Below are 14,305 nucleotides of genomic sequence, written 5' to 3'. Positions count from 1 at the left end.
TGACCTAGCCGCTTCAATATGTTGCCATCCGTCCAGACAGTCATGTCCAGTTGCCCTTGCCGTGTCACGCTGCAGCGATATATGCTGATGTTGATACAGGTGAGAAACCGTATAGCAGGGCGCACCTGCGATTTTGGGAACAGACACCGTTCAGGGAGGAGCAGGCCTGAACTGTCAAACGGAACACTTATCAACGTCATCGGGAGGAAACAGGATGACCAAGCACCTCGACACCATTAACGGGAAGCCGCCGCATCCGAAAGTTGCGGAACTGGCGCAGGAATGCCGCGAGGGCAAACTGTCCCGCCGCGAATTTCTTGCAACCGCTTCTGCATTGGGTCTGACGACTGCAGCAGCTTATGGCGCCATCGGATTAAGCGCTCCGGCAAAAGCTGCCTCGCACATCCAGGCCGGCGGTACGCTGCGCATCCAGCAGGAAGTGCGTGCTCTGAAGGATCCGCGGACCTATGACTGGTCGCAGATCGCCAACCTCACACGCGGCTGGCTTGAATATCTGGTGGAATACAATGCCGACGGCACCTTCCGCGGCATGCTGCTCGACAGCTGGGAAGTCAACGATGACGCCACCGAGTACAAGCTGAATGTCCGCAAGGGCGTGAAATGGAACAATGGCGAGGATTTCACCGCTGACGATGTCGTTCGTGTCCTCGAATACTGGTGCGACAAGGCCGCCGAGGGCAACTCCATGGCCGCACGCATGGGTACGCTGATTGACGAGGAAACCAGCAAGGCACGCGAAGGCGCGATCGAAAAGGTCGACAGTCACACCGTCATCCTGCGCCCCGCTCAGCCCGACATCACCATCATCCCCGGCATGGCGGATTATCCGGCTGCCGTGATCCATTCCTCCCACAACCCGGACGACATGCTGTCCAATCCGGTCGGCACCGGCCCCTACAAGCCGGAAACCGTGGAAGTGGGCGTTAAGGGGGTCGTCGTTCGCAACACCGATCATACCTGGTGGGGCACCGAAGTTTATGGCGGACCTCATCTGGATCGCATCGAGTTCATCGACTACGGCACCGATCCGTCAGCCTGGGTTGCTGCGGCGGAAGCTGAGGAAGTCGACATGTTCTATGAAACGGTTGGCGACTTCATCGATGTGATGGACGGATTGGGATGGTCGAAATCCGAAGTGGTAACCGCCAACACGATCGTCATCCGCACCAACCAGAAAGCCGAAATAGATGGCAAGACACCCTATGCGGACGCGAAGGTTCGCAAGGCGCTTGCCATGGCAGTTGACAACAATGTGTGTCTGGAACTGGGTTTTGCCGGCCGTGGACAGGTTGCAGAAAACCACCATGTCTGCCCGCTTCACCCCGAATATGCCGATATCGGCAAGCCGGCACACGATCCGGCCGGCGCCAAGGCGCTCATGGATGAAGCCGGCATGGGCGACTTCGAGCATGAGTTGATCTCGATCGACGACGACTGGCGCAAAAACACCACCGATGCGGTGGCAGCGCAGTTGCGCGAAGCAGGCATCAATGTGAAGCGGACCATTTTGCCGGGTTCCACCTTCTGGAACGACTGGGCGAAATATCCGTTCTCATCGACAAACTGGAACCAGCGTCCGCTGGGTGTCCAGGTGCTCGCGCTGGCCTATCGCTCCGGCGAAGCCTGGAACGAGTGCGGATTTGCCAATGCCGATTTCGATGCCAAGCTGGGCGAGGCCATGTCGATTGCCGATGCCGACAAACGGCGTGCGGTAATGGCCGACATCGAAAAGATCATGTGGGATGAAGGCGTGATCATTCAGCCTTACTGGCGTTCGCTTTACCGGCATTTCCGCGAAGGCGTTGCCGGAGCAGACATGCATCCCACGTTTGAAATCCACGTCTACAAGCTTGGCCTTGCTGCCTAAAGCTGCAATTCAGCCGCGCCCCCCGGGGCGCGGCTGAACGTTGGCCCTTCTTGTTCGGCCTCAAGGTGCGGGCAGACAGTCGGGCGTAACCAGGAGACGGGGGTAGCATGGGACTCTTCATTCTTCGGCGCTTGGGCGTCATGATCCTGACGGCACTGTGCCTGACCTTTGTCGTTTTTTTCCTCACCAATCTGTATCCGAACCTTGAAAAGCTGGCCAAGGCCGAAGGCACCCAGCGCATGCAGGATTCGGAAGTTCTTCAATGGCTGGACAATCGCGGCTACACGGATTCGCTGCTGTCGCGATACGGGCAGTGGCTCGGCGTTGTTCCCGGTTATGTGAAGGAAGGTACCGACGGGAAAATTCGCGGGCGCTGCATCAAGCCCAACCAGACTCCCGAGGAGGCATCCTCGTTCTGCGGCATTCTGCAAGGCGACTGGGGTTTGTCGACCGTTTTCAAGGACAAGGTGAGTTCGATCATCGGCACCAGGCTGGCATTGACCGGCAAGCTGATGTTGTGGGTCATGCTGCTGATGGTGCCCAGTGCGCTGATATTGGGCGTGCTGGCGGGCATGCGCGAGGGCAGCCGAACGGACCGAACGCTTTCCACCTTTGCCATTACCACCACCGCCACCCCCGAATATGTCTCCGGCGTCATCCTGATCGCGGTGTTTGCCTCGTCCGCCGTTGGGCTCAAGTGGTTCAAGGGAACCGCAACCTCAGCCATGGACACGGCAACATTTGCCAACTTCTTCCTGCCGGTTTTGACGATCGCGCTTTACGGCATGGGTTACATCGCGCGCATGACGCGGGCCTCGATGGCGGAAGTCATGACAGCGCAGTATATCCGCACCGCGCGGCTCAAGGGCGTCAGCTTCTCCAACATCGTCATCAAGCATGCCCTGCGCAACGCGCTGATCGCGCCTTTCACGGTCATCATGCTGCAGTTCCCGTGGCTGCTCAACGGCGTGGTCATCGTCGAGACGCTGTTCAACTACAAGGGCTTCGGCTGGACGCTGGTCCAGGCAGCCGGGAACAACGACATCGAATTGCTGCTCGGGGTTTCGGTGGTCTCTGTCGTGGTCGTTCTCGTAACACAGCTGATATCGGATATCGGCTATGTCTACCTGAACCCGCGCATCAGCGTGAATTAGGAAGGGAACGTCATGGAACCGCTTACCTGGTTTGGAGACTACGCCTCCTACTTCACCTTGCCCATGGCCATCCTGTGCGCGCTTGCCGTTGTGTCGGGAGCGACCGGGATGCTGCTTTCGATCACCGATTCAAAGCCCTCGCGTGCACTGTTTACGACCGTCGGGGTGATGATCGGTGTGCTGCTGATTGCCGCGCTCGTCATCGTCTACAGCTGGATCACGGTGGGCTTCAGTGGCGCTGACCTGTCTTTGGGCTCGCCCTTCATAAAGGTCTTCATGGTCGTTGCCGTCATTGGCACCATAACAGCAGCACTGTGCTGGGTGTTCGGCACCTTTCTGGAAGAGCCGGCGGCGATGCTCGGCGGCATCTTCAAATGGTCGCTGCAGCTCATCGGAATCCTGGCCGCCCTTTGGCTGGTGATCACGGTGGTCTTTTCACTGGGTGGCGACCTCACATCGACCCTTGAGAGCCGCGGGATTGTTGCCGCAATCATCATGCGGCTGATGCCGGTGTGGATTGCCCTGGCGCTCACCTTCGGCCTTTCAATCTACTACAAGCGCAGGCTCGGCCTTTACGGCAAGCTGTTCGACAGCTCGATCGGAATGATCGGCTTTGGAATGGTAATGTTCTGGGTGTTTGCCGGAATTTTCGGCGGCGCCTTTGATATGCTCATCACCCACAGCGTGCTCGATCAGATTTCAGGCATGAAGAACAAGGTGCCGGGAACGCCGATCGCCAGCGCAGCCGAAAGCGGGGTCTACCCCTATTATCTGCTTGGCGGGGACAATCTGGCACGCGATGTGTTCAGCCGCGTGATCGTGGGTTCCTGGGAGGTTATCAAGGTTGCGCCCTTCGCGACGCTGTTTGCCTTCATGGTCGGGATTACCCTGGGCCTGCCGGCGGGATATTACGGTGGCCGGTTCGATACGTTCCTTTCCTTCCTGGCAAACCTGGTTCTGGCCTTCCCGGTCATCCTGCTGTTCTTCCTGCTGGTGACGCCGGAAATCGTCCAGACAGGTGTGCCGGTCTATCTGGCTGGTGTGCTGTTCCTGTTTCCGATCATCTTTCTGGTCGTGTTGTGGAACTCGCGGTATTACACCCAGCCATCCAAGCGCAATCTGTATGTCGGCATCACGCTTGTGATCGGGATATGGCTGTATCTGGGCATTGCCTGGAACGCCGATCCGCTCGGCCTTATCTCCTTCCCGCCAAACCTGCTGGTGGTGTTTGTGTCGGTCGTGTTTGTCAACTCGCCGACGGTCTTCCGTATCGTTCGCGGGCTGGCCCTCGACATCAAGACGCGGGACTATGTTGCTGCGGCGCAGACCCGTGGCGAGCGGCCCTGGTATATCATGCTGTGGGAGATATTGCCGAATGCACGCGGTCCGCTGATCGTCGATTTCTGTCTTCGCATCGGCTACACCACGATCCTGCTCGGAACGCTTGGCTTTTTCGGCCTCGGCCTCTCGCCGGAAAGCCCGGATTGGGGTTCGACCATCAATGAAGGCCGCAAGCTTCTGACCATCTACCTCCATCCCGCTTTGCCGCCGGCCCTGTCGCTGCTCAGCCTCGTTCTGGGATTGAACCTGCTGGCAGATGGCCTGCGCGAGGAAAGCTTGAGGGATTGATGCCGTTGCATGAAGCGTCCGCATTCAAGATTGCGGACGCTGCCGCCGGCAAGGACAAGGAAACGACACGATGACCAAATGGCACTATGACGGTCCGATCCTCGAGATCGAAAAGCTTTCCATCAGCTTTTTCACGCGATTGCGCGAAATTCCTGCGGTGATGGATTTTTCTTGTGTTGTTCAACCGGGAGAAGCGATGGGCCTGGTTGGGGAATCGGGCTGCGGCAAGTCAACGGTTGCGCTCGGTGTCATGCAGGATCTGGGCGTTAACGGGCGTATCGTTGGCGGGTCGATCAAGTTCAAGGGCCGCAATCTCAACGAAATGTCGGATCAGGAACTGCGCGACATCCGCGGCAACGAGATCGCCATGATCTATCAGGAGCCGATGGCCTCGCTTAATCCGGCGATGAAAATCGGCAAACAGCTCATGGAAGTTCCGATCATCCATGAGGGCGTATCTGAACAGCAGGCCTGGGAAATGGCGCTGGAAGTGGTCGAGGCCGTGCGCCTGCCGGACCCCGAGCGCATTTTGAATTCCTATCCGCACCAGCTTTCCGGCGGGCAGCAGCAGCGCATCGTCATTGCCATGGCGCTGATGTCAAAGCCGTCGCTGCTGATCCTTGACGAGCCGACCACCGCTCTGGATGTGACGGTGGAAGCGGGCATCGTCGAACTGGTCAAGGATCTGGGCAAGAAATTCGGCACGTCGATGCTGTTCATCTCGCACAATCTTGGGCTTGTGCTGGAAACCTGCGACCGGATCTGTGTGATGTATTCGGGCGAGGCGGTGGAGACCGGGTCGATCGCCGATGTTTTCGACAAGATGCGCCACCCTTACACCCAGGCGCTGTTCCGCTCCATTCCGCTGCCTGGTGCGGACAAGAACGAACGGCCGCTGGTTGCCATTCCGGGGAACTTTCCCCTGCCGCATGAACGCCCGCGGGGCTGCAATTTCGGGCCACGCTGCGATTATTTCAGGGACGGTCTGTGCAATGTGCAGGACATTCGCATGCAGCCGATAGCGGACGATGACCGCCATGGCAGCCGGTGTTTGCGGATCAACGAAATTGACTGGGATGCGCCGATTGCCGCCGCCGTTCAGTCGGAGAAGGTCAAGCCGGGCGAGGTGGTCCTCAAGGTCGACAATCTGAAAAAATATTACGAGCTTGCGGCCAATTCCCTGTTTGGCGCTTCCGGGGGCACACGGGTTGTAAAGGCCAATGAAACGCTGTCCTTCGAAACCCGGGAAGCCGAGACCTTGGCGATCGTGGGCGAATCGGGCTGCGGCAAGTCGACCCTTGCAAAGGTGTTGATGGGTCTTGAAACAGCCACCGATGGGGTGGCAGCGCTGGACGGCAACGAAATTCAGCACATCCAGATCGAGGACCGCGATACCAAGACGATATCTGCCATCCAGATGGTTTTCCAGAACCCGTTCGACACGCTCAACCCGTCCCACAGTGTGGGTGGCCAGATCATCCGGGCGCTTGAGATTTTCAAGATCGGCAATACCGAGGAAGAGCGGCGCGAGCGCATGCTGGAATTGCTGGATCTGGTGAAACTGCCACGCGAATTTGCCGACCGCATGCCACGCCAGCTTTCCGGTGGCCAGAAACAACGTGTGGGCATTGCCCGCGCCTTTGCCGGAACGCCCAGGATCGTGGTGGCCGACGAGCCGGTTTCTGCGCTCGACGTGTCGGTGCAGGCGGCCGTTACCGATCTGCTGATGGAAATTCAGCGTGAAAACAAGACCACCATGCTGTTCATCAGCCACGATCTTTCGATCGTGCGCTATCTGTCGGACCGTATCATTGTGATGTATCTCGGCCATGTGCTGGAGCAGGGGCCGACGGAGGCGGTGTTTGCCCCGCCTTATCATCCCTATACCGAAGCGTTGCTCTCGGCGGTGCCGATTGCCGACACTTCCATCGAGAAAAAACACATCGTGCTGGAAGGTGACATTCCTTCGGCGGTCAACCCGCCGCCCGGCTGTCCGTTCCAGACACGCTGCCGCTGGAAGAGCCGGGTGCCGGGTGATCTGTGCGAAACCGAAGTGCCGTCCATGCAGGAAGTCTCGCCGGGCAATCTGATCAAATGCCATCTGGATGCCAGCGTGCTGGCGGAGATGGAGCCGGTCATCAGCCAGCGCAGCAAGGGCAAGGGCAAGAGCGCCAAGCTGCCGCCCCGCGCCAGGAAATCTGCTTCCGCCAAGGCGATGCCCCTGGTTTCGTCCACCAGCAGAAAGAGCGCCAAAACCGCTGGCGGTGGAAAGCCCAGGGCCATGCGCAAGCCTGCCAGGCCGGATGATCTCAAACTGATCTCCGGTGTGGGGCCGAAGCTTGAAAAAACGCTCAACAATCTTGGCATCTACAAGTTCGAGCAGGTCGCCAAATGGAACAAGACCGAGCGTGACTGGGTGGACGGGTACCTTAATTTCAAGGGCCGCATCGAGCGCGACGACTGGGTCAGGCAAGCCAAGGCGCTGGCCAAGGGCGGGCGTGATGAATATGTACGCGTTTTCGGCAAGGAGCCGCGTTAAGCCCAAAGCCTCAACAGGCCGCACTTGTGGCCAAAGTTCAGGCGCAACCGGGCCGCCCGGTTGCGCTTTCTCCTTTTCCTCTCCATATGAGACCGGAGTTTTCAGCAACTGCGGACAAGACGACCATGCGTGAACTGCTAACGGTGCCGGAAGGCACGATAAGCCGCGCCGAATTCAGGCGCGGTGCCGTGTTTTTGATCCTGCTTTGTGCTGGCCTGGTGCTGCTTTCTTGGGCTGCCGCCCAGGTCAACCGTTCCATGGCGTGGATGACGGTTGCCGTTGTGCCGTTTATGGGACTGCTGGTTTTTTCCGCAGCATGCAGCATTGTCTATTTCTGGTATTGCCTGTTCGCCAAGCGGCTGCGTGCGATGTCACAGCAGTTGCATCTGCTTCATGCCATGCTTGGCGCGCTGGTTCTGGGCGGTGCTGCCCTGCTTGCCGATTACCAGAACCGCACGCTAAGTCTGGCAAATGACGGCCTGCTGGCACAAGCGGGCAATCTTGCCGTTTTGGCGATTTTTGCCGGGGGACTGTTTTTCCTGATCCTGCTCGGCATGGGCTGGTTCGGACCCGATCACCGCGTGCCACCAGGCAACTGTCTTGCGCCGGGCCAGAAACCAGCCGGCACCAAGACACCGGACAAGCAGTCCTGAATCGGTCCAGCGGGCTTTTCAGCAAGCCAATTGCCTGACAGGCCAAATTGGAGAGGGTCGAGCCGTCAGCTCTTCCTGGCCGTTGTTTCCTTGCGGCGGATGGCAAGTTTTGGCTTGTCTTCCAAAATTCTGACCTCGCGCTGGGGATAGGGGATACGGATATCGTTTTCCATCAGCGTTTCCCAGATGATGGTCAAAAGGTCGGCAGAGATGCGGTTCTTGCCGTCGTCAATGCCCTTGATCCAGAACTCCAGGGCGAACTCGATCCCACTGTCGCCGAAGCCGCGCAGTTCGCAATCGGGCTTTTCAGGCTCCTGCAGCACGCCGGGATGTTTCGATACCGCCTTGACGATCAGACCCGGCACTTTTCGGATGTCGGTGTCGTATGCAACGGTAAATTCGACCTCGTAACGCTGGCGCGGGTCATCACGGGTCCAGTTGATGAAAACGGAGGTGATGAACTTCTCGTTGGGCACCATGATTTCCTTGCCGTCATAGGTCTCGAGTGTTGCCGAGCGCATGTTGAGCTCGCTGAGAATGCCCGCGCGTCCGTCTTCCAGTTCGATATAGTCGCCGACGACCAGTGTGCGTTCGATCAGCAGGATGATGCCTGAAATGAAGTTCGAGGCAATTTGCTGGAGGCCAAAACCGATACCAACACCAATGGCACCACCGATTACCGCAAGGGCGGTAAGATCAAGCCCGAGCACCTGCAGCAGAAGGATGAAGATTGCTGCAAACAGGGCGATCTGGAACAGTTTGGCAAACAATTCCTTGGTGGGAAGGTCCAGCGCATCCTGGGAGCGGATCGCATTTTGCCCCGTGCGGTTGGAAATCGTGCCGAGCCAGAAGAAGAAACCACCGGCGATTGCCGCCTTGATCAGGAAGTAGAGCGAGATACGAATGTTGCCGGCTTCCATGGAAATTGAATCCAGGAAGGCGGTGGTTTCATCGAGATATTCGAAGACCTGAAGGGTGGCGACCGGAATGCCGATATAGAGCATTGCCGTGCGCAGCATCGGATGGGTGATGAAGCGGTTGATCGCGGTATACAGCAGGAAGATGACCGCCAGACCCTGGGCGAGCTTGACGAGCCAGCCAACGCCGACGGCAGCGGTAACAATGTCCACCGCAAAGCCCAAAAAGACATAACACAGCAACGCAAACAGCAGGTCCGACAAGGCGTGAACGTATTGGCGGATACGGTAGAAGCGCACGTCCTTTTCAGGCGTGGTGGAAAACCAGCTGACGCGCTGGTTGAGCATGCGGGCCAGGAACCAGGCTGCCGCAACACACAGGAGGATCGCTGCTACCTGGGCGTAGAATTGCGGGCTGGTGAACCAGGCGATGAGCTGGTTCAGAATATCATTGCCAGTCTCCTGCCAGAATGCCGGGTCGAGATATTTCTGCATGGTCATCCCCTGGATCATTTTGCGTCCCGCCGGAAACGCGACAACCTTTTAAGCCATTGATTTTGTTTTTACATTCAGTTTTCCCGGTTCCGTGGAACCCTGAACTACTCTGTCAATACCTATCGCGGCGCGTGTATCGCCGTCATTTTGCAGCCAGTATCACACATCCATGGCTTCGGGGCTATCAGGCGTTTGATGTTTCCACCAGGTTGCGGCTTGAGGAGTCAGGAAGTTGAAGCTGCGGGCCGGCGGTTCAGCGGGGGCGGTGTGCTGTGGTCATCTGCCGTTTTCCGCCATATCCGGGTTGGCGGGTGGTTGAAAAGCCGGCAGCTTCCAGATTGCGGCGCACCCAGCCGGCAGCGGAGTAGGTGGCGAGCGTTCCGGCGGGGCGGGTGTGTGCGTATACTTCGCCCATCAGCACATCGTTCCAAAGCTGCGGGTTTCTGGCGGGTGCGAAGCCGTCGAGAAACCAGGCGTCGGCCGCAAATTGTGCCTTTGGCAGGCTGGTGTTCGCATCGTCCAGGAAAACGGCGAGGCGGACATTGCCGAGTTCGAAACTGAATAAGCCTTCATCTGGCGGCCGTTCTTCCCAGGCTTTGGTGAGGGCTGTTGCCATGGGATGCAATTGGGGCCAGGCATTCAGGGCCGTGCCCATGTCGCGGGCAGCGATGGGAAACTGCTCGAACGAGAAAAAGGCAAGTTCTGCATTTTCAGGAGCGGTTTCCTTCCACAGGCTTGCGGTGGCAAGAAAGTTCAGCCCGGTGCCGAAGCCCAGTTCTGCGACAACAAAATTACGGCAACCGGCAAAGCGTTCTGCGAGCATGTTTCCCTCAAGGAAAACATGCCGGGTTTCGGCAAGCCCGTCCTGCCGCGAATAATAGGGATCGCCAAAACGGGCTGAACGGGGAACGCCGCCTTCCAGCCATTCGATCCGTGCTTTGCGTATTTTGTCAGTCTGCGTTTTGCTTTTGTTTTGAATCATTTGCGCTTATTCACTCGCTCGATGAGTCAGAAAGTTCATACACCGATTCAGCATCAGGTTCAGGCGGGAAATCATGGCAGCCCCGATCTGCTGGTGATTGGCGCCGGCATATTCGGGCTTTGGGCGGCACGCCATGCCCTCAAACGCGGCGAGCGGGTGCTTGTGACCGAAAAGCGCAGCGTCGGCGCCGGTGCGTCGGGCGGATTTCTCGGTGCACTGATGCCGCACATGCCGGATCGCTGGAATGCCAAAAAGCAGATGCAGTATGAGGGCTTGCGGTCGCTTGAAACTGCCATTGCCGCGCTGGAGGCCGATACGGGTCTTGACTGCGGCTACCGGCGCTGTGGGCGGCTGATGCCGCTTGTCCATGAAAAAATGCTTGATCATCTTGCCGAGCGCGTTGCCGGGGCTGATGAAAACTGGCGGGATGAAACGGGCCGCCAGGCTTTCACGCTGGAACATGTTGCGCCGGGGGAACTGGAAAACCGCTTTGTTCTGCCCGATGGCAATTCCTGGCTTTCGCCTGACGTTGCATCATTTGGCGCTGCCCATGACACGTTGTCGGCGCGGGTTAATCCGCGCGCCTGTCTGGCCGCGCTGGCACATTTCGTCGACAGCCATGAAAACGGGAGAATTCTGGAAGGCGCCGAAGTGGCGGCGCTCCACCGGGAAACGTGCTCCGTCACGCTGGCCGATGGCACAGCGATATCGGCGGGCCGGATTGCCGTTGCCAATGGCTGGGAGGCATACGGCCTGATTGAAGGCATGGCAGCCCGCCTTGGCGGACAAAAAGTGACGGGGCGGGGCGTCAAGGGGCAGGCGGTGCTGCTGGAACTGCCACATGGCGATGATCTTCCCATTGTCTATGACAGCGGCAGCTATATCGTGCCGCATGGAAATGCGATGGGCGTTGATGGGTCCGGCCGTGCCAACAGGATCGCGGTTGGCTCCACGAGCATCGATGCCTGGTTGCCGGACGGCGCAGGCGAAGGGGCCCTGGAGGCAGCGCGAACCGGCTATAATGCCGCCGATACCGGTTTTTTCGACCATGCCTGTACGCTGTGCCCGGCGATTGCCCCGGCTTCGGTTGCCGAGCGATGGGCCAATGTGCGGCCAAGAAACACGATCCCCGATCCCAAAACCGGCAAGATCGGCACCGAACCCGTGTTTGGCCAGCTTCAGGATCACGAGCAGATTTCCGTGGCGGTGGGAGGCTTCAAAATCAGTTTTGGCCTTGCCCATCTGCCGTGGTGAGATGGCCGCTGTGCCGCCGACACGCCTTGGTCGCTGACAGAACATCGCTTCGGGCGCTGATTTAAGATAAACCGGGACAGTCCCTGCGGGGAGAGGCCGGGTTTGATCCATGGGGAGCTTCCGGCACAGCCCAGTTACAGCCGGAGCACAGTCATGGCGGAATTTCCCAAGAAAGCAAAAGTGGTTATCGTCGGTCTTGGCGGCATTGTCGGAGCCTGTGTTGCGCACCACCTGATCGAGCGCGGCTGGGACGACATAGTCGGGATCGACAAATCCTCGGTTCCAACCGATATCGGCTCGACCTCGCATGCTTCCGATTTCTGCTACACGACCAGCCACGACTTCCTGTCCTGCTGGACGACGCTTTATTCGATCGATTTCTTCGAAAAGATGGGCAACTACGCCCGGGTCGGCGGGATGGAAGTGGCGCGCACCGGCGATGACGAGCGCATGGCGGAACTGAAGCGCAAGGTCGCCTCGGGCAAGGCGTTCGGTACCCGTGTCTCGATGATCAGCGCGAAGGAAGCCAAGGAAAAGTTCCCGCTTCTGGAAGAAGAGATGATCCAGGGGGCGATGTGGGATCCCGATGCCGGGCTGGTGACGCCGCGGTCGCAGACGGTTGCCGGAAAGCTGGTCGATCAGGCAGAAAAGACCGGCAAACTGAAGAGTTTTCCCAACACCCCGGCAACCGATCTGGTGATCGAGAACGGCCGCATCAAGGGTGTGGTGACCCATCGTGGAACCATTGAGGCCGATTACGTCATCGTTTGCGCCGGGCTGTGGGGGCGCCTGATTGCCGCCATGGCCGGTGAGGACCTGCCGGTGATGCCGGTTGACCATCCGCTGACATTCTTCGGTCCCTATAACGAGTTTGCCGGTACGGGAAAGGACATCGGCTGGCCGCTGATGCGCGATCAGGGCAATTCGGCCTATATGCGCGACACCGGCGATCCGACGACGCCGGAAGGCGGACAGATCGAATGGGGCTATTACGAGGAGAGCGAACCCCGGCTTTGCCATCCCCGTGACATTCTGGAAAAGGATCAGGCACGCCTGTCACCCTCCCAGCGTGATCTCGACATGGAGCAGATCCTGACGCCGCTGGAGCGGGCAATGGAACTGACGCCCATCCTCGGCGAACTGGGCTACAACGAAAACCACTCCTTTAACGGCCTGCTGCAGGTTACCACCGATGGAGGACCGTCCATCGGCGAATCCCAGAAGGTGCGCGGGCTTTGGTATGCGGTCGCCATCTGGGTCAAGGACGGGCCTGGCATGGCCAAACTGCTGGTCGACTGGATGACCGACGGGCGCACGGAAATCGATCACAATCCGGTCGACTATGCCCGTTTCTACCCCCATCAGACCCAGGAGCAGTATATTCACGAACGCTGCACCGAAACGGCGATGAAAATCTACAATCCGGCGGTTCATCCGCGTGAACCGTTTGCCGGAGGGCGCGGCGTGCGGCGCTCACCTTTCTATGAGCGTGAGGTGGAACTCGGCGGCTATTTCATGGAGCTGGGAGGCTGGGAGCGTGCCCATGGCTATGCCGCCAACGAACATCTGCTGGAGAAGTTCGGCGACCAGGTGCCGGTGCGCGAAAACGAATGGGACAACCGCCATTTCTGGCGTGTTTCCAACGCCGAACATCTGGAGATGAGCGAGAATGTCGGCATGGTGAACCTGTCGCATTTTGCCATGTACGATATCACAGGGCCGGACCAGGAAGCCTTCATGGAATATCTGTGTGCTGCCAAGGTCGGCGGCGAGAAGACCATGGGCAAGGGCATCTACACCCATTTCCTCGATGATGAGGGCATGGTGCGGGCCGACTTTACCGTGTTCAGAATGGAAGACCGGTACCGGTTTGTGGACGGTGCGGATGCCGGAAACCGCGATTTTCTCTACATGAAGCGAATGGCCGAGGATGACGGCTATGACGTTGCGATTGAGGATGTTTCGGAGAAATACGTTACCATCGGCCTTTGGGGCCCCAATGCGCGCACGACGCTGCAGCAGGTGGTGGCCGATCCGGACGGGCTTACCCAGGAAAACTTTCCCTTTGCCGCGATCCGGCAGATCGAAATTGCCGGTAAACCGGTTACCGCTTTCCGCATTTCCTATGTGGGCGAGCAGGGCTGGGAACTTCACATGAAGTACGAAGACGGGCTGGCGGTCTGGGACGCGCTGCGCGGGCTGGATGTCATGGCATTCGGGGTTGAGACCTATGCGAACACCCGCCGTATGGAAAAGAGCCTCAGGCTGCAGAACGCCGATCTTCTGACCGAGTACAATCTTTACGAAGCCGATCTTGCCCGTCCGAAAGTCAAGGAAGCCGATTTTCGCGGCAAGGCGAAGCATCTGGAATACCGCTCGCGGGAGCATCAGCCGGCCATGCTGTGTACGCTGGTGATGACGGATAACGTGGATGCGGACGGCGTTGCCCGCTATCCGGTGGGTACGCTGCCGATCCTTGATCCTGAAACAAGGCAAACCCTGGTCGACGCACTTGGAAGGCGCTCGTTCACCACGTCGATCGCATTTGGCCCGACCATCGGAAAGAACATTGCCCTTGGCTATCTGCCCTGGGATTACTGCCAGGAGGGCCGTGAGCTGCTGGTGGAGTATTTCGGGGAGCATTACCCGGTACGGGTCGAGGGGGTTGGCTACAAGCCGCTCTACGACCCCGAAAACCTGAAGCCGAGAAGCTGAGTCCGGGAAGAAATGACCCTGCATATGGGAATTAACGAGAAAGAGCGGCCATGAGGCCGCCCTTTTTGTTGTTGAAAAT

9 protein-coding genes are annotated in these 14,305 nt (G+C 58.6%); 7 read left to right on the top strand and 2 right to left on the bottom strand.

The features are described 5' to 3' along the window. Positions 1 to 214 precede the first annotated feature (214 nt). From BVL55_RS10045 to BVL55_RS10025, 5 genes are all read left to right on the top strand, one after another. Positions 215 to 1,888, top strand: coding sequence for an ABC transporter substrate-binding protein (locus BVL55_RS10045; RefSeq protein ID WP_075996778.1), 1,674 nt, complete (start codon positions 215 to 217; stop codon positions 1,886 to 1,888). A gap of 107 nt (positions 1,889 to 1,995) precedes the next feature. Continuing rightward, positions 1,996 to 3,042, top strand: a complete 1,047-nt coding sequence (locus tag BVL55_RS10040) for an ABC transporter permease (protein WP_075996777.1) — start codon at positions 1,996 to 1,998, stop codon at positions 3,040 to 3,042. A 495-nt stretch (positions 3,043 to 3,537) separates the two neighbouring features. Further along, on the top strand, positions 3,538 to 4,671 hold the full coding sequence (locus tag BVL55_RS10035; protein ID WP_075998064.1) for an ABC transporter permease: 1,134 nt from the start codon (positions 3,538 to 3,540) through the stop codon (positions 4,669 to 4,671). Positions 4,672 to 4,741: 70 nt separating this feature from the next. After that, positions 4,742 to 7,210: a dipeptide ABC transporter ATP-binding protein gene (locus BVL55_RS10030; RefSeq protein WP_075996776.1), complete on the top strand. Its 2,469-nt coding sequence runs from the start codon at positions 4,742 to 4,744 to the stop codon at positions 7,208 to 7,210. Positions 7,211 to 7,335: 125 nt separating this feature from the next. After that, positions 7,336 to 7,863, top strand: coding sequence for a hypothetical protein (locus tag BVL55_RS10025; protein WP_156892505.1), 528 nt, complete (start codon positions 7,336 to 7,338; stop codon positions 7,861 to 7,863). A gap of 65 nt (positions 7,864 to 7,928) precedes the next feature. Here BVL55_RS10025 and BVL55_RS10020 read toward each other — a convergent pair whose 3' ends face one another. Together BVL55_RS10020 and mnmC2 are read right to left on the bottom strand one after the other, a co-directional pair. Further along, positions 7,929 to 9,293 (bottom strand): mechanosensitive ion channel family protein, encoded by a 1,365-nt coding sequence (locus BVL55_RS10020; RefSeq protein WP_205410782.1) that lies wholly within the window; start codon positions 9,291 to 9,293, stop codon positions 7,929 to 7,931. Positions 9,294 to 9,528: 235 nt separating this feature from the next. Continuing rightward, positions 9,529 to 10,257 carry a tRNA (5-methylaminomethyl-2-thiouridine)(34)-methyltransferase MnmC2 gene (gene mnmC2 / locus BVL55_RS10015; RefSeq protein ID WP_075996773.1) on the bottom strand — a complete coding sequence of 243 codons (729 nt, stop codon included), beginning with the start codon at positions 10,255 to 10,257 and terminating at the stop codon, positions 9,529 to 9,531. Between the two features lie 21 nt (positions 10,258 to 10,278). Here mnmC2 and BVL55_RS10010 point away from each other — a divergent pair, with 21 nt between their 5' ends. Next, positions 10,279 to 11,511: an NAD(P)/FAD-dependent oxidoreductase gene (locus tag BVL55_RS10010; RefSeq protein WP_075996772.1), complete on the top strand. Its 1,233-nt coding sequence runs from the start codon at positions 10,279 to 10,281 to the stop codon at positions 11,509 to 11,511. Positions 11,512 to 11,664: 153 nt separating this feature from the next. Next, entirely contained in the window at positions 11,665 to 14,226 is a 2,562-nt protein-coding gene (locus BVL55_RS10005; RefSeq protein ID WP_075996771.1) for a GcvT family protein, read from the top strand. Positions 14,227 to 14,305: the final 79 nt, after the last annotated feature.

The organism is Salaquimonas pukyongi, from assembly GCF_001953055.1.
Lineage (GTDB): Bacteria > Pseudomonadota > Alphaproteobacteria > Rhizobiales > Rhizobiaceae > Salaquimonas > Salaquimonas pukyongi.
The sequence above is the reverse complement of the archived record's forward strand: the minus strand, read 5'-3'. Positions and strand labels throughout refer to the sequence as shown.